At 58.4% G+C, this 18212-nt stretch carries 16 protein-coding genes; 8 read left to right on the forward strand and 8 right to left on the reverse strand.

The annotated features are described in order from the left end of the window. Nucleotides 1-65: 65 nt before the first annotated feature. Nucleotides 66-926 carry a class A beta-lactamase gene (gene bla / locus KFE13_RS11405; protein WP_390891619.1) on the reverse strand — a complete coding sequence of 287 codons (861 nt, stop codon included), beginning with the start codon at nucleotides 924-926 and terminating at the stop codon, nucleotides 66-68. Nucleotides 927-1124: 198 nt separating this feature from the next. On the opposite strand from bla, the gene KFE13_RS11410 reads away from it, so the two are divergent. The 3 genes from KFE13_RS11410 to KFE13_RS11420 all read left to right on the forward strand — a co-directional run bounded on the left by KFE13_RS11410 (nucleotide 1125) and on the right by KFE13_RS11420 (nucleotide 5005). Continuing rightward, the gene (locus KFE13_RS11410; protein WP_260703249.1) at nucleotides 1125-2057 is read left to right on the forward strand and encodes a hypothetical protein; all 933 of its coding nucleotides are present in this window, start codon (nucleotides 1125-1127) and stop codon (nucleotides 2055-2057) included. A 245-nt stretch (nucleotides 2058-2302) separates the two neighbouring features. Then, complete coding sequence (locus KFE13_RS11415) at nucleotides 2303-2632, forward strand: hypothetical protein (protein WP_260703250.1); 330 nt, start codon at nucleotides 2303-2305, stop codon at nucleotides 2630-2632. 123 nt (nucleotides 2633-2755) lie between these two features. Beyond that, a complete protein-coding gene (locus KFE13_RS11420) occupies nucleotides 2756-5005 on the forward strand; it encodes a TIM-barrel domain-containing protein (RefSeq protein WP_260703251.1) in 2250 nt (749 codons plus the stop codon). A 10-nt stretch (nucleotides 5006-5015) separates the two neighbouring features. Here the strand turns inward: KFE13_RS11420 and KFE13_RS11425 are convergent, their stop codons facing one another. Continuing rightward, on the reverse strand, nucleotides 5016-5444 hold the full coding sequence (locus KFE13_RS11425; protein WP_260703252.1) for an NINE protein: 429 nt from the start codon (nucleotides 5442-5444) through the stop codon (nucleotides 5016-5018). A gap of 288 nt (nucleotides 5445-5732) precedes the next feature. Between KFE13_RS11425 and KFE13_RS11430 the strand changes: the two genes are divergently transcribed. Then, complete coding sequence (locus KFE13_RS11430; protein WP_260703253.1) at nucleotides 5733-5942, forward strand: hypothetical protein; 210 nt, start codon at nucleotides 5733-5735, stop codon at nucleotides 5940-5942. 2 nt (nucleotides 5943-5944) lie between these two features. On the opposite strand, the gene KFE13_RS11435 is transcribed toward KFE13_RS11430, so the two are convergent. Continuing rightward, nucleotides 5945-7096 (reverse strand): glycosyltransferase family 2 protein, encoded by a 1152-nt coding sequence (locus tag KFE13_RS11435; protein WP_260703254.1) that lies wholly within the window; start codon nucleotides 7094-7096, stop codon nucleotides 5945-5947. Nucleotides 7097-7151: 55 nt separating this feature from the next. Continuing rightward, complete coding sequence (locus tag KFE13_RS11440; RefSeq protein WP_260703255.1) at nucleotides 7152-9026, reverse strand: hypothetical protein; 1875 nt, start codon at nucleotides 9024-9026, stop codon at nucleotides 7152-7154. Between the two features lie 127 nt (nucleotides 9027-9153). Here KFE13_RS11440 and KFE13_RS11445 point away from each other — a divergent pair, with 127 nt between their 5' ends. The 3 genes from KFE13_RS11445 (at nucleotide 9154) to KFE13_RS11455 (ending at nucleotide 13427) form a co-directional block, all read left to right on the forward strand. Further along, entirely contained in the window at nucleotides 9154-9948 is a 795-nt protein-coding gene (locus KFE13_RS11445; protein WP_260703256.1) for a hypothetical protein, read from the forward strand. Then, nucleotides 9942-12200, forward strand: coding sequence for a hypothetical protein (locus tag KFE13_RS11450; protein ID WP_260703257.1), 2259 nt, complete (start codon nucleotides 9942-9944; stop codon nucleotides 12198-12200). Before KFE13_RS11445 ends, KFE13_RS11450 begins: the two co-directional genes overlap by 7 nt. A gap of 75 nt (nucleotides 12201-12275) precedes the next feature. Then, nucleotides 12276-13427 carry an acyltransferase family protein gene (locus tag KFE13_RS11455; protein WP_260703258.1) on the forward strand — a complete coding sequence of 384 codons (1152 nt, stop codon included), beginning with the start codon at nucleotides 12276-12278 and terminating at the stop codon, nucleotides 13425-13427. Here KFE13_RS11455 and trhO read toward each other — a convergent pair. Both trhO and KFE13_RS11465 read right to left on the reverse strand, forming a co-directional pair. After that, nucleotides 13385-14131 carry an oxygen-dependent tRNA uridine(34) hydroxylase TrhO gene (trhO, locus tag KFE13_RS11460; protein WP_260703259.1) on the reverse strand — a complete coding sequence of 249 codons (747 nt, stop codon included), beginning with the start codon at nucleotides 14129-14131 and terminating at the stop codon, nucleotides 13385-13387. The two genes, KFE13_RS11455 and trhO, sit on opposite strands and share 43 nt — an antisense overlap. Before the next feature lie 402 nt (nucleotides 14132-14533). Continuing rightward, nucleotides 14534-14938: a cupin domain-containing protein gene (locus tag KFE13_RS11465; RefSeq protein WP_260703260.1), complete on the reverse strand. Its 405-nt coding sequence runs from the start codon at nucleotides 14936-14938 to the stop codon at nucleotides 14534-14536. A gap of 201 nt (nucleotides 14939-15139) precedes the next feature. Here KFE13_RS11465 and KFE13_RS11470 point away from each other — a divergent pair, with 201 nt between their 5' ends. Beyond that, nucleotides 15140-15331, forward strand: coding sequence for a DNA-directed RNA polymerase subunit omega (locus tag KFE13_RS11470; protein ID WP_260703261.1), 192 nt, complete (start codon nucleotides 15140-15142; stop codon nucleotides 15329-15331). A gap of 70 nt (nucleotides 15332-15401) precedes the next feature. On the opposite strand, the gene KFE13_RS11475 is transcribed toward KFE13_RS11470, so the two are convergent. After that, nucleotides 15402-16349, reverse strand: coding sequence for an MrcB family domain-containing protein (locus KFE13_RS11475; protein WP_260703262.1), 948 nt, complete (start codon nucleotides 16347-16349; stop codon nucleotides 15402-15404). 106 nt (nucleotides 16350-16455) lie between these two features. Beyond that, complete coding sequence (rpoD, locus tag KFE13_RS11480; RefSeq protein WP_260703263.1) at nucleotides 16456-18171, reverse strand: RNA polymerase sigma factor RpoD; 1716 nt, start codon at nucleotides 18169-18171, stop codon at nucleotides 16456-16458. Between the last annotated feature and the right edge of the window lie 41 nt (nucleotides 18172-18212).

Below are 18212 nucleotides of genomic sequence, written 5' to 3' on the forward strand. Positions count from 1 at the left end.
TTTTAGCCTGTGCAAATCGCACAACAAAAACAAAACAAAGACTTTACGAAAAATATAGAGGGGGGCTACACCCCCGCCGCAATCGCTCTCGCGACCTCGGCGTGGATCGCATTCTTCTCCTCCGTTGTCAGCGGAGACTCCGTAATATACGAAGCAATCAGGATCGGTTTTCCGGCTGGCGGATACAGCACGCCGATATCGTTATTCGAACCATGATCGCCCGCGCCTGTCTTGTCGGCCACCTTCCAGGTCGGCGGCAAACCGGCCACAAACTTCGTCTTACCGGTCGTATTCGCCAGCATCCAGTCGGTAAGCTGCTGAAGCGATGCGGGCTTCAGCACATTGCCGAACAGAATGCGCTTCAAATTCCCCACCATCGCATCCGGCGTCGTCGTATCGCGAGGATCGCCTGGCGTTCCTTCGTTCAGCGACGTCTCATTGCGGTCCAGACGCGTCACCTTGTCGCCGATCGACCGCACAAAAGCTGTCACTGCAGGCGGTCCACCAAAGCTCGCCAGCAGCAGGTTGGCCGCCGTATTGTCGCTCTGCGTCAGCATTGCCTTGCACAACTCGGCGACCGTCATGTGGCCTTCGCCCACATGCTTCTCCGTCTCCGGCGAGTAGCTCACCAGATCGGCCTTCGTAAAGCGGATCGCGCGGTCCAGATGCTCCTTGCCGGTATCCACGCGCTTCAGCACGATCGTCGCCGCCAGAAACTTGAACGTGCTGCACATCGCAAACCGCTCGTCTCCGCGATGCGTCATCCGCTCGCCCGAAGGAAACACAATCGAGACGCCAAGCCGGCCCTTGCTTCGTGTCTCCAGCGCAGCCAGCGTAGCCGAAAGGTCGTTGGAGTGAGCAAAAAGCGAGCGCGGATTCGCAACAATAGCGGCGAACGAGGCAAGAGCAGAGCGGCGAGTAAGCATCAACACGGACATAAGTGAGTGCGATTCTACGCAGCCCACGCTGTGGAGATGATGTGGATCGCCGTCCACGCGCGCCACGTACCCGAACCGGCAACGAAGCGCTGCTTCGGCCTGTTCTGCCCGGTTTCGCGAAAAACCTGCGTTTTGACGGTAAAATAGAAGGGTTACGGAAAAACTGAATCAGGGAAGACAGGGCAGATGAGCACAGTAGCGCAGACGGCGTTGGCAGGACAGGTGGAAGCGGCAGCAAAGGCAGCCGGGCTGGTTGTAGTTGGGAGCGAAGAAGGCAAGGACTTCTCCGGCGGCCCAACAGCGCGGTTTACTCTTGGCCTGGCCTTGAACCCCGCCAGGAAGCAGACCCTTGAGCTGAGCGCGGCCTTCGACTTTTCGCAGGGACCGCTCAAGAATGTGGTCGACAGCTACCTTCAGGAGTCCGCTACCCGCCTGAAGAACCCGCGCCCGGATTGTTATCTGACGATGCACGGTCTTCCACTGAGCTTCGGCAAGTTTGAGTGGCCTTTCCACGCCTCCACATCAGGCGCCGATACCTACATCGTCCACGGCGAGGCCCGCCTCGAGGACGGTAATGAGAGTGTGCTGCATGCCAAGGTCTCGGCCTCGATGACGCGTACCTTCGCTGAGGTCGTCGCTGCGCTCGAACAACCCTTCGCCGAGAGCTTTATCTACAACGCGATCCGTAAGACCACCGACCAGGGCCAGATTGAGCTGGTCAAGAGCGGCAACCGCCAGCCCGTCCCGGTGACGACGCGCTACTACAGCTCTAAGCAGAAGCGCTTTATTTTCAACGACACCACGGAGTCGCAGCGCCAGGAGTTCCTCGCAGCCAAGGTCTTCTGGTTGTCTGGCATGCTGGGCGGAGGCGAGCCGGTCTGGCTGGCCGATCCGCGCGATGCCCAGTACCTGAACACGACCGTCGACGATCTGAAGAAGATGGCCGAGGCTGTTGCTGCCGAAGGCGTTATCCGTCTGGCGGCTGACACCGAGTTCGCCACGCCGACCGAGGCCCTGATGGGGCACCGCGACGGTTACCTGGCCGAGATGGAGTCCACGCTGAAGTTCATCAAGCCGAGCTTCAACGAGGATATGCGCGCCGGCCACACAAACATGTAACTCCGCTGCCCGGGGAATATGTAACTATTGACGCTGCAATCTATAGGGCGAAAATCAGGTGCGGGCCAGCCGGTGATTTGTAACCGCTTCGTAAACAAACGAAGCGTAACACCGCAGTTGTAGCGCAAATTCTTTGCAACCCTTCATCAAGTCCGTGTATCTTACATGTCGGCTGATGAAGGCGCACCGCGTCGTGCGCCTTGGGAGTTCGGAACCGAATCGGGACTCCTGCCCATGAGGACAACATGAACTGTAAACGGATTGCAACGTCACTGATCGCAGTGACTCTTATGAGCGGCACCTCGGCTTTTGTGCTCGCCCAAAACACACAGCAGAATGCGACCCAGGCCCAGGACTGGAACACTCCGCCCGCCGGAACCGAGTCGCAGCAGGCCTACCACGACGGCATCGAGGCCGCGAAGCTGGACAAGGCCGCCAAGCGCAAGATCGATGCGAAGTCCTCGCACCTGTACAAGAACCCCCCGGTAAAGGGCCAGCAGAAGGACGCCTACCGCAACAGCTTCGAGAAGGGCTACCAGGCTCAGCTCGACCACGACAAGACTGGCGGCATCTAAATCGCCGTCTGTTGATTAGCTGCTGCAACAACCGGCCGATACTGTTACAAAGGATGTGAGAGAAGGGTCCCCATTGACGGGGCCTTTTTCTTTGCTTTTGAAACGAGAACGGAGCGGTGCAGTATGAGGATCGAGTGGAGCGTGAGGTTCGGCGTGGCGCTGATGATGGCGTCGATGGTGGCGGCAGCACAGGATGTATCTCCTCAGACGCAGCCGGTTCCCGCTCCGGCAGGGCGAACGGCGGAGGCTCCCATTGCCGAACTGGTGCGCCGTGATCCGAACACACTCGCACTGACGTTGCCTGGCGGCCGTTCGCTGGAGCTGGGCGACTTCGAGTTCGAAGGAGCGCCGGTCCCCACCAGCAAGGTGCACCTGAAGCTGCTCTCGCCCGGTGTTTACGAGGTGACGAGTGTGGCGTACACCGTAGGTTACTGGCGCGTCCGCATCCATGATGCGGCCAACTACTACGGGCTGGGCGAGCACTTCAACACGCTGAACCACACGCACACCGTGGTACGGAATGTCTCGACCGACAACAGCCACGCCAAGGGCGGCTCGACGTACAAGCCGATGCCGTTCTTTATGAGCACCACTGGCTACGGGCTGTGGGTGGACACAACAGCGGATGCGACCTTCGACATGAATGCGTCGAGCGAGCAGGAGGTGGTTGTCGATGTGCCTGCGGAAAAACTGCGCGTTGTTCTCTTTGCCGGCCCTGAGTTCCCGAAGATCCTCGATCACTTCACCGCGCTTGCCGGGCGCTCGATGCTGCCGCCTTACTGGGCGTTCGCGCCGTGGATCGGCCGCGACTACCACCAGAACGACGCACAGGTGAAGGAAGACGTGGACAAGGCCCGCGCGCTAGGAATTCCCGCAAGCGTCATCCTGATCGATTCGCCGTGGACAACGGCCTACAACAGTTACAAATTCAACCCGAAGCAGTTTGACGATGCTCCGTCGATGGTGAAATACATCCACGCCAATGGTTACAAATTGGTGCTGTGGCATACATCGTGGATCAACTCGAAGTCGGACCCGCCGCGCGAGAAAGGCTTCGAGAGCAAGATGGCAGAGAAGTCGGAGAACTACGACGAGGCAGCAGGCAACGGCTACTTCGTGAAGAACCTCGACGGCAGCCCCTACGTGGGCCGCTGGTGGAAGGGGCAGGGGTCGCTGATCGACTTCACCAATCCGTCGGCGAAGGCCTGGTGGCAGGGCCAGGTACGGCAGGCGATCCAGGCGGGAGCGGACGGCTTCAAAGACGACGACGCCGAAGGCAATTTTGTGAATGCTCCGGTGAAGTTCGCCGATGGTACCGACCCGCGGCTGATGCGCAATCGCTATGCCGTGCTCTACAACAACGCGATGGAAGAGCTGATGCAGAAGGACCTGAAGGGCAACGGCGTGCTTTTCTGCCGTTCGGTCACGCAGGGAGCCAACGGCATCGGCATGTTGTGGGGAGGCGATAACGAGTCCAGCTTCTCGCCAGAGAATGGCCTGCCGACCGTCGTCATGGCCGGTCTGGGAGCAGGGATGAGCGGCATGCCGCTGTGGACCGCCGATGCAGGTGGCTACCTGAAGACGGCCTCGACGCCCGACCCCGTGCTCTTCCAGCGATGGACGGAGTATGCGGCGTTTTCGCCTGCGATGGAGGTGCTCTCGCAGGCCAACGTTGGGCCGTGGGACTACAAAGAGCAGGCGCTGGCGACGTTCAAAAAGTTTTCGGTGCTGCACATGAGCCTGTTTCCGTATCGTTACGCCGCAGCGCAGGAGGCAGCAAAGACAGGCATGCCGATCATGCGGGCGTTGGCGCTGCTCTATCAGAACGACCAGCAGGCACGCGAGTCGCGAGACGAATACATGTTCGGGCCTGATCTGCTGGTCGCTCCCGTCGTCAGCGAGAACACTCGCCGCACCGTCTACCTGCCCGCGGGTGAGTGGGTGGACTACTGGACCGGCGCCCGTGTTTCTGGTGGCAGAACGATCCTTGTCGACGCCGCTGTCGACCAGATTCCGGTTTATGCGCGTGCAGGCGCGGTGATCCCGAAGATTCCCGAGGACGTAATGACGCTGGTGCCGCAGTCGGAGAGCGGCAACAAGGCCGTGAAAGCGATGGATGACCGCCGCGTCTACGAAGTGATCGATGGAGCCAGCGCGCAGATCACGGACTTCGAGGGAAGAAAGATCGAGCGCGAGGCCTCGTCACTGAAGATTGCAGGCGACGCCGCTGCACATATCATCGTGCGGTTCCGCAATATGCATCCCGCGAGCGCGACGGTGAACGGCACAGCGGCGAAGATATTGACTGGCGCAGACGGACAGCCCTTTGTGGAGTTCGATCACGCGAAGACGAGCATGATCGCGTGGCAGTAGAACGACGTGGTTAGCTTCTTGCGACGAGTACGGTACCGCAGTGCGGGCAGAAACCCGCTCCAGGAGAGACCGCACCGCCGCAGGCCGGGCAAGGAAAATTTGGCTGGACGGTCTGCATATACTGCGGGTTTGTTCCCTGGATGATTTGGCTTGAGATATAAGCAGCCTGCTCGGCGTTGTAAGCGCGCACGCGTCCGGGCATAAAAAATGCTTCGATAAAGCCCAGGATGGCTGGTATACCGGTCCAGCAAAAAAGCAGATAGAGGATACCTAACCCATTGCGGCGCAGATAGAAATGATGGATACCGAAGCTGCCAAGAAACAGGGCAAGCAGCACGCCCACGACTTCGTCGCGGCTGGCCTGCTCGTACTCGGCATAGAACCAGGCGCGCTGATGCGGCGTCATGTTCGCGGTATAAAGCGGATCGGTGAAGGCCATCTTTCGTTTGCTCCGTGCCAGCGACAAAACTTTCTATCAAAGATCCATACGCGGTACCGCCCGAAACGGTTCCCAAATAGCTGAATTTACCGGTAACGATCTGTTAGACCCAGGTCGTCGAATAAAGACGTCATCGGTCGTAATGTTTATTACGTTAATTCTGCGCGTGGCTTCGCTGTTTATTTACAGCCCTGGCAGAAACGGAGTAACGTCGTCGCTACAAATATGGCCACGCAGAGGCAACGCTTCTGCTGTCGCGGCGCCTCTGATGCCATACAGGGAGGTTCTATGCAGGCGATTCATACAGGGCAATGCGGTCTGTGTTCTCACTTTGGTGAGAGCCATCCCCACGAAAAGGCGCTGGTGACGATCATGACCAGCAAGAAGGCAGACGCCGAGATGCTGGACGAGTGCGGCCATCCCAAGTTCGCCATGCTTCACCTTAAAGTGACGCCCATCAGCGGTTGCGACGGGTTCACTCCTGCGGCTCGGGCGTAGATTCAGCGGCGCTTCATTCCCAGCAGGCTGAGGAAGAAGCTGCCGAAGATGGCTTCGACGCCAAGCATGATGCATGTGGCGGAGGGCAATGTAAGGCGCAGCATGCGCTGCGGCGACAGGTCGCCATATCCAGCCAGGTGCCACAGGTGGACTGCGTATCCAAACAGACCTGCTCCGAGAAGGAGCAGGAAACAGCCGAAGACAAGGCCTGTCTCGAGCGTGATGTATTGGAAGATGCGCTCATAGCGCGGCTCTATCGGCAGAAAGCCCTCCTGTGTGCCGAAGACCTTCGCACTGACGGCGAAGACTGAGATATGCGCTCCGATGATGACGAGAAAGAGTGCGTACGTAAGCGTATCGACATCGAAGGTTCTGCCGCCCAGCGTCTGCGGCCCCTGAATCAGCCAGAGCGATAGAACAAGGCCAACGCAGAAGCTGAGGATGCCCGGATACAGGAAGAGCCAGCGCGGGCTATAGAGCAGAAGAAAGCGCAGGTGCCTCCAGCCGTCACGCCACGTACGCAGGTGCGGCGCACGGCTGCGTCCGTCAGGCGAGAGCGTCGTCGGGACTTCGGCGATCTTCAATCCGGCCAGCGACGAACGAACGACCATCTCGCTGGCATACTCCATCCCCGTCGTGTGTAGGTCGAGGCCCAGGATCGCGTCGCGGCGCATGGCCCGTATGCCGCAGTGGAAGTCGCCGACAGGAATGTCGAAGAAAAGCCGGCCGATAAAGCTGAGCACCGGATTGCCGAGATATTTATGCAGCGGAGGCATGGCCCCGGGTTTGATCTCTCCCTTGAAGCGATTGCCCATTACCAAATCATTGCCCTGATCCAGCTTTTCGAGGAAGCGCGGCAAATGTCCGAAGTCATAGCTGGCGTCGGCGTCGGCCATCAGCACATACTTGCCGTGTGCGGCCATAATGCCATGCATCAACGCTGCGCCGTAGCCGCGAATGGGAACGTCGACGACGCGTGCGCCCTCTTCCACGGCGATCTTCTGCGAACCGTCGGTCGAACCGTTATCTGCGATCAATACCTCGCCATCAACGTTGTTATCGCGCAGCGCAGCAACCGCCTGGCGAACGCAGTAGGCCAGCGTCTCAGCCTCGTTCAGGCAGGGCATCAGGATGGTGACAGTAAGTTCGTTCATACGTGGCACTGCAATACGTCAGAAGCGTTGCGAATTGAATGCATGGGGAGTGTATTCATGGCTTGGGTAAGGTCGCCTTTTCCATTGGTACAGCTGCAGGAGCAGGATTCAGCAGGAGAGCATAGAAGTCTGTATCGCCCAGCGAGACCCAACCTGCGGTTGCCGGATCGGTTTCTCTCATCTGAACGGGATCGAAATAGCCGACGAGGATGCGTGCGCCATCTCGCTGCGCCGCTTCAATGGCTTCTTTCATATGAGGAGCAGTCCGCGGTGCATAAAGATGCGGTGTGGGGAAATCGATCTCAGACTGGATGCGGACGCCAGCCAGCCGCGCCCAGTAATGGGTATGGAGGCAGGCGTGAACACCTGCGCAGGCGACGGTATCTCCAGGTCCGACTCCAAGTTGATTGATAGCTCTAGCTGCCTGAAATATCTCCGGGTCATACCAGCTTGCCGGAAGCCCGCTTGAGCTCTCGTCACGACGCAGTTCGGCGACGCGGCGGACAGACTCGCCCAGAGATAGAAAAGCCAGCAGGAGGATCAGGGCAGATGAAACGGAGATAGCCGCTGCTTCGCGGGTCGAACGCAACGACGCAAACAGCGTAAGGAGGATGGCGAGGTATCCGACCGTGACGTAGCGCTCTTCCACATTCACCATGCCGTAGATTGCGAAGATCGCAATGCCGAGCAACAGCGGGATCACCCAGAAGCCATTCCCTGCTAGGCGGCGGCAGAGATCGGGACGCGCACCCAGCAGCAGCAACAGACCGAAGAGCAACCACCCTTCGGGATGATTCAGCAGATAGCGGACGATGAGCACGGCCTCGCGCGCCCAGGTGCGAAGCTGCCCTTTGATGTTCATGTGCGGCTTGATGCTGTCGTTCCAATATGTTGCGTCGAACCAGGCGGGATAGGTGCCGTAGGGAAACTCTTTATAGCTGACGACCAGTGGCGACGTGTAGATGACCTTCTCAGGATGAAGGAGGTGGACGTCGGAGGTGCCGTAGAGCTGCGGTGTGCCGTTCTGCAGGTGCATCTTCTCGGTGCCCGCAACATACCAGGCATAGTTCAGACTGCCGGAGTCACCGAAGTCCAGGCGGTGCTTTTGTTTGGAGAGCGCAGCGATGTAGGGTCCAGCGACAAGAGCGAAACATGTTAACCCAATCGCCGCCTTGATAAAGACACGGCCGAGCGATTGACGCTGCCACAGCCACGAGAAGAGTGCCAGCAATGCGACGGAGATCAATGTAACTGGGAATGCAAAGGACTTGGTGAGGAAGGCCAGTCCGAACGAGGCCCCCATAAGGGCTACATAATGCAGCCTGCCTGTCGCAAGGTTCGTAAGAAGAGCGGCGAATCCAAAGAGCAGCAGCGCCTGCAGCAATGCGTCAGGACGTACCTTACCGATAGAAAGCTCGCGCTGCGAGGCGATCACCAGCAAAGCGAGTCCGAGGTAGCGTAGCGGATAGCGGCCCAGCAGAAAGGGCGAGGACGGAGTATCGCCCGCAAGCGTAGCGCGAGAGTCACGCAGTCGGATGATGGCATCCGTAAACGCGACGACGGCTATCATCTCCAGCAGGAAGATGGCGAAGTTCACCATGTAGTACGCAGGCAGCTCGGTATAACGCGTTGAGTGAAAGAGGCTGTGACCCAGAGCAAGCGCGGCTGGATAGAGCGGATGCCAGTATCCGTTGACGATGCCGGCCCACTGGTGCGAGCGGATCAGGTCGCCGATATCCATATAGGACACCGCGTCGCCATCAATCTGATAAGGGTCAAAGCGTGCGTAGCCGAAGGCGGCCAGGATAACCAGCAAACAATAGACAGGCCATAGCCGACGCAGCCATGCTTCTGCGTGCCAGCGTTGGAGCGAGCAGGTCTCCAGCGGAGTTGGCGTCATCTTCCGGTAAGGTCCTTTTGCCTCCATCATCGCAGATGCGTTTGTACTTGGCGATACATATTGCGGTTCATCAAAAATATGCATCGATCTTGTAAAGATAGGCGACGGTAGGAATGCAACTTGACCTTTCCATGTGCATGCCGCATTGTTGGTTTCGATGCGACTGCATCTGAAGCGATGGACAAGTTGTGCCCTGCTGACGGCAGGGCTATGTGCGCTGAAGAGCGCGGCGACTCCAGGCGTGTCTGCTGTGGCGACCTCACGCATGCGACAGCTTCCCCGTCTGACGGTTTGGGCATGGGAGAGGCGTGAAGACCTGCGCGCCATCGATCCTCGTTCGACAGCCATCGCCTATCTGACAAAAACGGTCGTCCTCGATGCGCATGGCCTTGCTGTGACTCCACGGCATCAGGGCTTATTACTTCCTGCAGCAGAGGAATTGGTGCGGATTCCGGTCGTTCGTATTGAGACGGGTGAAGGAGCGGAGCTGACAGATGCTACCGCCGAATTAGCGGCCGCGGCGATTGTGGAAGCTGTTTCGCAAAGCAGTGCTGCATTGCAGATTGATTTCGATGCGAAAGCCTCCGAGAGAGTGTGGTATCGCAGTGTGCTCGCTCGCGTGCGCTTGAAGCTGCCGGCGAAGATGCCGCTTTCGATGACGGCGCTTGCCTCGTGGTGCAGCTACGACAACGCGTGGCTGCATGATCTGCCGGTGGACGAGGCGGTGCCGATGCTCTTCCGCATGGAGCCGGACCGGCGTCAGTTTGCTCCGAATCAGCTGCGTGACGTCGCAAGAGAGTTTCTTCTTCGCGAGCCGAAGTGTATGGATGCGGTTGGCATCTCGACGCGCGAAGCGTGGCCGCGCGAGCTGGCAAGGCGAAGAGTGTATGTGTTTGCAGACAGAGGCTGGCAGCGTGACGGCCTCGAGGAGACGGTGAGAGAGCTATGGTGAAGGCATTGCGAGCGAAGAGCATAGGGACACTGGCCGGAGCGGCGGCGCTGGCAGCGGCCGTGCCGCTATTAATTGTTGTGGCATGTGGGCCGGACTTTGAGCCGGAGGTCTTCGTCCCACCTGTGCATCCAGAGAGCACAGCGGCATTTGCGTCGGGCAGGCTTGGCGTGCTGCAGCCGGGATACGCTCGCATCGATCAGGTCGTCGCGTACCGCTATCTGATCGGTGGCAAGCTGAGCGATGCAGAGAAAGCAGTTTATGTCGGTCTTCCTGCCGTGAGTTACAACGAACCGACCTGGCAGGCGCGGCACGATGCCGAAGAGGCAGCAAAGCCGATGAATCAGTGGCGCGCCGCACGTGCAGCTGTGTTGAAGGTAGACGTGAAGACAACACCCGAGATTGCGCAGGAGAAGGCGCTCGAAACCCAGCGCAATGGATACGTTCAGACCACCGATTTACTGAACTGTCCCGACGATGCTTTTGTCGCTGCGAAAGCGGCGCTGGCCTCGCGCACGAAACAGTGGGGTGCCGGCAGCGCCGATCTTGCCGACTGGTTGCGTGGGCAGGATGCCGTCTTCTCAAACTGTTCCAAGGCCGGCGAGACGCCTCAGCCTGCACCTGCCAATGCCAGCGCGTTGTTGAAGATGGATCGCGAATACCAGCTTGCCGCCGCGAAGTTTTACGCCGGTGACTATGACGGCGCTATCGCCGCATTCGAAGCCGTGGGTAAAGATACCAACTCGCCGTGGAGCCCATGGGGAGAGTATTTGGCCGCGCGCTCTGAGGTACGCAAGGCGGCGATGGCAAAGCCCCAGGCGGAATGGGGTGAGCAGTCCCAGTTCGATCCGGAGCTGTTACGCAAAGCGCAGGCCCGTCTTGGAAAGGTGGCCGCTAACGGCGATGCGCGCATGAAGCACGCCGCGCAGGCAGAACTTGGATTTATTGAGGTACGGCTCGATCCGGCCAGGCGGCTTGACGATTCGGCCAATGCACTCGCCGGGCCCGCTTCTGACGCCGACTTCGCGCAGCATCTGGGAGACCTGCTCTTTCTAACCGGGCACAACGTTACTGGTGATGCCGATCTGCTGCGTTGGATAGGCCACAGCGGAGCCAAAGTAGATGCAGCCGCAGAGTGGAGATCCAGGCGCACCATGCCGTGGCTGGTTGCGGCGCTGATGGCAGCAAAGACCGGCGATGGAGCGAATGCCGATCTGCTGAATGCCGCGGCGAAGGTCCCGGCGAGTTCTCCATCGTATGTGACAGTGAGCTACGAGCGAGCGCGTCTCATGCTGGCTTCGAACGATCCGGCGAGTGCGCGCAAGCTGACGACGAGCGTGCTGTCCGGGCTTAGCGGCGAAGGCACGGACTCTGCACGCAACGCCCTGCTTGGCCTGCGCATACAGACAGCGACCAGCTATGCGGAATTTCTGGCTGACGCACCGCGCACGACAATCGCTACGGATGGAGGCATGTCGCAGTCTGCCGGGAATGCGCTCTGTGGCAGCACGCAGAAGGCTCCGGGTTGCGTAGAGAAGATTCCCGCGTTGCAGTTCGACTGGGATACGATTGAGGCGTTCAATCGGCAGCTTCCGCTGGCTCGCTGGGTCGAGGCGACGAAGGCGGAGGAGCTTCCTGCGCATCTCCGCGAGGCGATTGCCATGGCTGCGTGGTTGCGCGCGCTGGGCCTCAACGACGAGGCTACCCTGAAAGCAACGGTGTCGATGTTGCCGGAGCCGCTGCAGAAGTCCGTGGGCGACACAGGCTTTCCCACAACGCTGGCGCTGCTGCGTAATCCAGGTGTGCGGCCGTTTCTTGAGCAGGGCGTGCAGCGCTCGGTCAGCTTCCGCACGCTCGATAGCTTCCGCGATAACTGGTGGTGCTCGAAGTGGGGCGACGGACCGACCGAATACAACTCCGCAAGCGATAAACCCAAGGTGATTGCAATGCCGATGAGCTTCCTTCCTGCCACGGAGAAGACGGCTGCGGCCGATGAGACGAAGCGACTGAATGCTCTTCCGTTCGGCGTCGTGTGGGTCGGCCGCCGCGCGATCGATTATGTGAAGGCGCATCCTGACGACAAGGACGCTGCCGAAGCATTGGCGCTTACCGTAAGAGCGACGCGCTACGGATGCTACATCGCGCCCGAAGCTGCCGGAGCGGAGCAAAAGGCAGTGAGCAAAGAGGCCTTCACGATATTGCATAAGCAGTATCCGAAGTCGCCGTGGACCGCGAAGACGCCGTACTTCTACTAGGTTTCTCCTGAGGAGGTTGAGAGCACTCGTGCGACATACGGGTTCGCCGTAAGTGTCGTATGCTGGTGGGCATCGATGAGCCAGCAATCCGCATTGATGCAGCCGAAAGCGCATTATGAAATTCTCGATGGCCTGCGCGGCGTGGCGGCCATGGCCGTTGTCCTCTTCCATATCCTCGAGGCCTTTCATTTCGGCAACGCCTTCACGCATCCGTTCAATCACGGTTATCTCGCTGTCGATTTCTTCTTTCTGCTCTCAGGATTTGTCGTGGCTTATGCCTATGACGATCGCTGGAGCCGCATGACCACATGGGAGTTCTACAAGCGCCGTCTCATCCGCCTGCAGCCCATGGTGGTGATGGGCAACATTATCGGCGCGCTGTTCTTCTACCTGCAGGCAGGACCGTCGTTTCCGCTGATCGCGACGACGCCGGTCTGGAAGCTCGTGGTGGTGATGCTCGTTGGCTGCACCATGATTCCTCTGCTGCCTTCGATGGATATTCGTGGCTGGCAGGAGATGCATCCTCTGGATGGTCCCGCATGGTCGCTCTTCTTTGAGTATGTTGCGAACATCCTGTATGCACTTGGCCTGCGCAAGGTGTCGAACAAAGTGCTGTCGGTGCTTGTCGTGCTATCTGCCGGACTTCTGGTGCATCTGCTGGTACTGGGACCGCGCGGCGATGTGATCGGCGGCTGGACGATCAACGGTGAGCAGCTGCATATCGGTTTTGCGCGTCTCCTGTTTCCGTTTCTGGCTGGCATGCTGCTGATGCGTATGGGCCGACGCATCCATGTGCGTGGAGCTTTTCTGTGGTGCAGTCTGCTTCTGCTTGCGGCCTTCGGCATTCCCAGAATCGGCGGCCATCATCACCTTTGGATGAATGGCATCTACGAGGCTTTTGCCATCATCGTCATCTTCCCTGTCATCGTGGCGATGGGCGCGGGCGGCAACGTGCGTGGCGGCCTGGAGGAAAAGGTCTGCCGGTTTCTGGGTGCTATTTCCTATCCGCTCTACATCACGCATTACGCGCTTATTTATACGTACACCGCGTGGGTCATCGATCGGAAGCCTCCGCTTGCACAGAGTGCGCCGATGGGAGTGCTACTGTTTGTGGTTGCGATCGCGATTGCGTACGCATGTCTGAAGCTGTATGACGAGCCAGTGCGGCGCTGGCTCAGTGCGCGTTACCTGGGCGTGCGCGAGGCAGTTGGATCTTCGAAGGTCTGATGATCGACGGGCTCGCGCTCGTCGAAGACGTAGCAGCCGCCTTGCCACTTGCTTTCCTGCTGCGGCGTCTCTTCGAGGTATTTCAGGATGCCGCCTTTCAGGTGGTAGACCTCGGGGAAGCCTTCCTGCAGCATGAAGGCGGAGGCCTTCTCGCAGCGGATGCCTCCGGTGCAGAACATCGCTACTTTGCGATGCTGGGTGGCGTCGAGATTTTCGCGTACGTAGGCGACGAAGTCGGAGAATTTTTCTAGCGGAGGCGTGATGGCTCCCTCGAACGTGCCTGCTTCGCTTTCGTAGGTGTTGCGGGTGTCGAGGACGAGGACTTCGGGGTCGGCGATGAGGGCGTTCCACTTTTCGGGCTCGACGTATTGACCGGGCTTCGTGGGGTCGATGGCGACGTTGCGGAAGGTAATGATTTCGGCCTTGACCTTGAACTTGAGGCGCTTGAAGGGCGGCTCATCGGAGGCGGAGTATTTGACTTCGGCGAGATCGAGTCCGGTGCGCTCGGCGAGCAGGTGCAGGAAGCGCTGGATGGTTGCGGCGGAGCCAGACATCGTGCCGTTCACGCCTTCGGGGGCGATCAGCGTGGTGCCGAGCAGATCGGTATCGGCAAAGCTGGTACGCAGCTCTTCGCGCAACGCGGATGGATCGGCGAGGCGGACGAAGCGATAGAAGGCTGCGATGGTGTAAGTCACTTCTTCCATGATAAATTGGCCGCTTTGTGGGGGTACCCCTCCCCCCACCTAGGTTCTGTAAGGCGTTTGTTTTGTTTGGATTGTGCGATTTGCACAGGCTAAAATATTCCAAACAGGGGAGTTAGCCCTAAAAATATTGATTCTGAACGAGTTAGCCCCGGACTTTTATCCGGGGCTTTTCTTTATTTGCTGATTTAAGTGTAGCGAATTGAAGGAAACTGATCGGCAGATTTTTAGGGGTTTATTTGCTTTGGAATGAGGGAGTTGCAATTTTTGGGGCTTGACAGGTTTTCGGCTCGGGCTGGTGGAGCGTTGCGCCTTCGGATTTCCTTCAATAGGCGGCAATGCGAGTCCATCTTCGTCCAGTGTGCGGACGAAGGTGGGGCAGGCGCATTTGGGATGTGGATGCGGCTAGTAGGTTTTGATGAAGCTGGCGGGAGTGCCTTCGGCTGGGTTGACGAAGTGGATGTCGTCGGGTGGGCGGCGCGGGGTGTCGATGGCGAGCACGGTGTAGGGTTCTTCGACGAGGCGCGGCATGGCGTGGACGGTGTTCTTTTTGAAGAAGACGAGTTCGCCGGGACCGATGATGCGCGGCTCGGAGTCCTGGATGTGGATTTCGGCGCGGCCGGTGAGGACGTAGAGATACTCGTCGGAGCTGGTGTGGTAGTGCGCGGGCACGGGGCGGTAGACGCGAAAGATGCGGCAGCTGGCGTCGCGCTCGTCGGTGAGGCGGAGGTCGGTGAGCATGGTCTCGGCGGTCTCGGGCAGCGTGCGGGCGAGGGCGGCGATGTCGAAGAAGCGTGTTTCGGTGGGCATATCGGTTGGATGAATCTTAATGGTTCGGGTGGAAGGCTCGCATGATCTTATATCGCAGACGCCTGTGGGGCCGGGACGGTATAGACTGAACTCTCGATAGGTTCGCGGCAATCGCCTGTGGACGGTCGAGACACTGCAGTTCATCCGCGCTTCAGAGCAGAGACAAACTGATCCGCCGTAAACGAAGTACCGGAGGCATGCATGCGTTCTGAAGCGATTTTTCGTGCAAAAGAGACTCTCCCGAACAGCTATCAGCTCTGCCAGACGGCGGCGAAGACGACGCGCCGGATGCATGTCGCCTCGAAAAACCCTCAGGACACGATCAATAGTGCGTTCGAGAAGATCGCTGCCGATGCACCGGTGGCAGCGGTGAAGCCTGCTGTGGTGGCGTAGCCCAAGGGTTTGGATGATCCGGCTTGGTCGGTCATGGATGGGACACGAGTAGGCATTCGGAGGATTTTAATCACCGGTGTGGGACGATATGGGTTTGAGCAAATTCATAAATATTCCCAATGAATAAGGTTCTATGAATCATCCGATGACAATTTGCGCAGAGGACACAGAAATCCTTTCGTGGATCTAGCGTAACGATATGTCCTTTTAGTTCAGAAAGTGGCGTGAGGTGATGAGCTTCTATGAAATTCTCACCTATCGAGCCATAAGCTTTCACGAAATCAAATCCGCATGCCTGACAAGAGAACCCATGAATCTTCTTTGCCTTTTTCGCGAGTGCATTATTTCGTTCAAGGCGCTTGTGGTCTCGAAGAACAATGAGCTGTTCAGTTCCGAGTTCGCTCTCATCTTCTTCCCTCGAAATCGAAGAAGGATGTAAGTCTTGCAGCACAAGGTCTTTGTATAAAGACAGAAACGTTTTCAAATCGCGTCTAAAGACATCATCAGTAGGCAATTCGTTTCGTTCATAGTAGATTGCGCAAATGTTTCCGTGTTCATAGTAGGTCCCCAGACCTGAGCTTTCGCTCGATACCAAATCTAGTTGTCCTTTGATCATCTGACGTGTTTTATCTCCGAGCACTGCTAAAAAGCCTTGCGACCTTGCTCTAAGTGCTTCTTTAGCCTCTGCTCCATATTGTTCTTTTACAGTCGTAACACCCTGATTGAGAGAAAGGTAAACGCCGCTGAAATCCTCTTTGAAGAGAAAGACAATGTAGTAACCATCTTGTGCGCTTGAGGTGACTGTGATGTCGAAAATGGCCAGCCAAGGAACTTTGGTCCAAACACCTCTTCCGGCACTTCCCTCTACTTGATAACGTTCATCTCCCTCGATCAAAGAAGCAACTTCTTCTGGAAAATCGTTACGCAAAAAAATAGCTGCGGGATTCTCTTTGAAGGCTTGCTGTGAGGCTTTGGGGTACTCGTCAAGGATTATTTCGATGGAAGCTTTTATGCTCATTGTTTTCCACTCTGGTGGTCCTACTATTCGAATACATGAGAGCAGAAAAAAGAGAAAGACCGCGAGAAATGTCGCGTTCTTTCTCTTTTGGACCGATACAGCGTTCTTAGACTTCTTTGACTCCGTCGACGAAGGCCTTCAGCTTGCGGCTGCGGCTTGGGTGGCGGAGTTTGCGGAGGGCTTTGGCTTCGATCTGGCGGATGCGCTCGCGGGTGACCTGGAAGGACTGGCCTACCTCTTCGAGCGTGTGTTCGGAGCCGTCTTCGAGGCCGAAGCGCATCTTGATGACGCGCTCTTCGCGCGGCGTCAGGGTGCGGAGGACCTGCGAGGTGTACTCCTTGAGGTTGACGCTGATGACCGCGTCCGACGGCGAGACGGCCATGCGGTCTTCGATGAAGTCGCCTAAGTGCGAGTCTTCCTCTTCTCCGATGGGGGTCTCGAGCGAGATGGGCTCCTGCGCGATCTTGAGGACCTTGCGGACCTTCGCGACGGGGATGTCCATGCGGCGGGCGATCTCTTCGGAAGAGGCTTCGCGGCCAAGCTCCTGCACGAGCTGACGCGAGGTGCGGATGAGCTTGTTGATGGTCTCGATCATGTGCACCGGGATGCGGATGGTGCGTGCCTGGTCGGCGATGGCGCGGGTGATGGCCTGACGGATCCACCACGTCGCGTAGGTCGAGAATTTGTAACCGCGACGGTACTCGAATTTGTCGACCGCCTTCATGAGGCCGATGTTGCCCTCCTGAATGAGGTCGAGGAACTGGAGGCCGCGGTTGGTGTACTTCTTGGCGATGGAGACGACGAGGCGGAGGTTGGCTTCGATGAGCTCGCGCTTGGCCTTCTCGGCGTCCATGTCGCCCTGAATCATCTCGCGCTGCGTGCGCTTGAGCTCGGCGATGGAGATGCCGGCGTCCTTTTCGAGCTGGTCGAGGTCGGCGCGGCAGTTTTTCTGCTGGCGCTTGTACTCCTTGCGAAGCTCTTCGGACTTGGAGGCTTCGTGCTTGGTCTCGAGGGTCTTGATCTGGCGCTCGAGGGTGCGCATGGAGTCGACGGTCTTGTTGACCTTGTCGAGGAGGCGCTTCTTCTCGGCGTTGGTGTACTTGAGCTCGCGGACGATGCGGTTGATGTAGACGTGCTCGCGGCCGATGAGCCAGCGGGTCTTGCGCTGATCGCGGGCCTTGGCCTTGGCATCCTTGCCGTGCGGGGCTTCGAGCTTTTCTTCGAGTGCGGCGATCTTCTTCTGGTGCTTAAGGATGTGGTCGATGCGGCCGACGGTGTGCTTGACGCGGGCCTGCAGGATCTCTTCGGTGAGCTCTTCCTCGTCGAAGGTGACGACTTCCTTGATGTTGCGGACGCCGCGGCGGAGGTCTTCGCCGAGGGCGGTGATCTCGCGAATGACGATGGGCGAGCGCGAGATGGCCTTCATGACGCGGAGCTGGCCGCGCTCGATACGCTTGGCGATTTCGACTTCGCCCTCGCGGGTGAGCAGCGGGACGGTGCCCATCTCGCGGAGGTACATGCGGACGGGATCGTTGGTCTTCTCCAGCTGTCCGGGGGAGAGGTCGAGCTCGACGTCTTCGGACTCTTCGCCCATCTCGGAGTCGTACTTGTCGCCGCGGTCGCGGTCGAACTTGTCGCCTGAGAGGACATCGATGCCCTGAGTGTTGATGGTGGTGAGAAGGTCGTCGAGATCGTCGGGTGAGGTGATGTCGCCGGGCAACAGGTCATTGACCTCGCCGTAGGTGAGATAGCCCTTTTCCTTCCCGGTCTCAATGAGCTTGTCTTCTATGTCGTCTTCGTACTTATCGATTTCTTCAGCCACGAGGGTGCGCGCTCCTGCAAAATTTTTCTTTAAGTGGGATG

Origin of the sequence: Edaphobacter flagellatus (assembly GCF_025264665.1) — a bacterium.
GTDB lineage: Bacteria > Acidobacteriota > Terriglobia > Terriglobales > Acidobacteriaceae > Edaphobacter > Edaphobacter flagellatus.

Coding starts and splice junctions, on each gene's coding strand:
- KFE13_RS11420 (WP_260703251.1), top strand. CDS start 2,756: ATGAGGATCGAGTGGAGCGTGAGGTTCGGCGTGGCGCTGATGATGGCG.
- KFE13_RS11475 (WP_260703262.1), bottom strand. CDS start 16,349: ATGAGCATAAAAGCTTCCATCGAAATAATCCTTGACGAGTACCCCAAA.
- KFE13_RS11435 (WP_260703254.1), bottom strand. CDS start 7,096: ATGAACGAACTTACTGTCACCATCCTGATGCCCTGCCTGAACGAGGCT.
- KFE13_RS11415 (WP_260703250.1), top strand. CDS start 2,303: ATGAACTGTAAACGGATTGCAACGTCACTGATCGCAGTGACTCTTATG.
- KFE13_RS11465 (WP_260703260.1), bottom strand. CDS start 14,938: ATGCCCACCGAAACACGCTTCTTCGACATCGCCGCCCTCGCCCGCACG.
- KFE13_RS11425 (WP_260703252.1), bottom strand. CDS start 5,444: ATGGCCTTCACCGATCCGCTTTATACCGCGAACATGACGCCGCATCAG.
- KFE13_RS11430 (WP_260703253.1), top strand. CDS start 5,733: ATGCAGGCGATTCATACAGGGCAATGCGGTCTGTGTTCTCACTTTGGT.
- trhO (WP_260703259.1), bottom strand. CDS start 14,131: ATGGAAGAAGTGACTTACACCATCGCAGCCTTCTATCGCTTCGTCCGC.
- KFE13_RS11470 (WP_260703261.1), top strand. CDS start 15,140: ATGCGTTCTGAAGCGATTTTTCGTGCAAAAGAGACTCTCCCGAACAGC.
- bla (WP_390891619.1), bottom strand. CDS start 926: ATGCTTACTCGCCGCTCTGCTCTTGCCTCGTTCGCCGCTATTGTTGCG.
- KFE13_RS11450 (WP_260703257.1), top strand. CDS start 9,942: ATGGTGAAGGCATTGCGAGCGAAGAGCATAGGGACACTGGCCGGAGCG.
- KFE13_RS11440 (WP_260703255.1), bottom strand. CDS start 9,026: ATGATGGAGGCAAAAGGACCTTACCGGAAGATGACGCCAACTCCGCTG.
- KFE13_RS11445 (WP_260703256.1), top strand. CDS start 9,154: ATGCGACTGCATCTGAAGCGATGGACAAGTTGTGCCCTGCTGACGGCA.
- KFE13_RS11455 (WP_260703258.1), top strand. CDS start 12,276: ATGAGCCAGCAATCCGCATTGATGCAGCCGAAAGCGCATTATGAAATT.
- KFE13_RS11410 (WP_260703249.1), top strand. CDS start 1,125: ATGAGCACAGTAGCGCAGACGGCGTTGGCAGGACAGGTGGAAGCGGCA.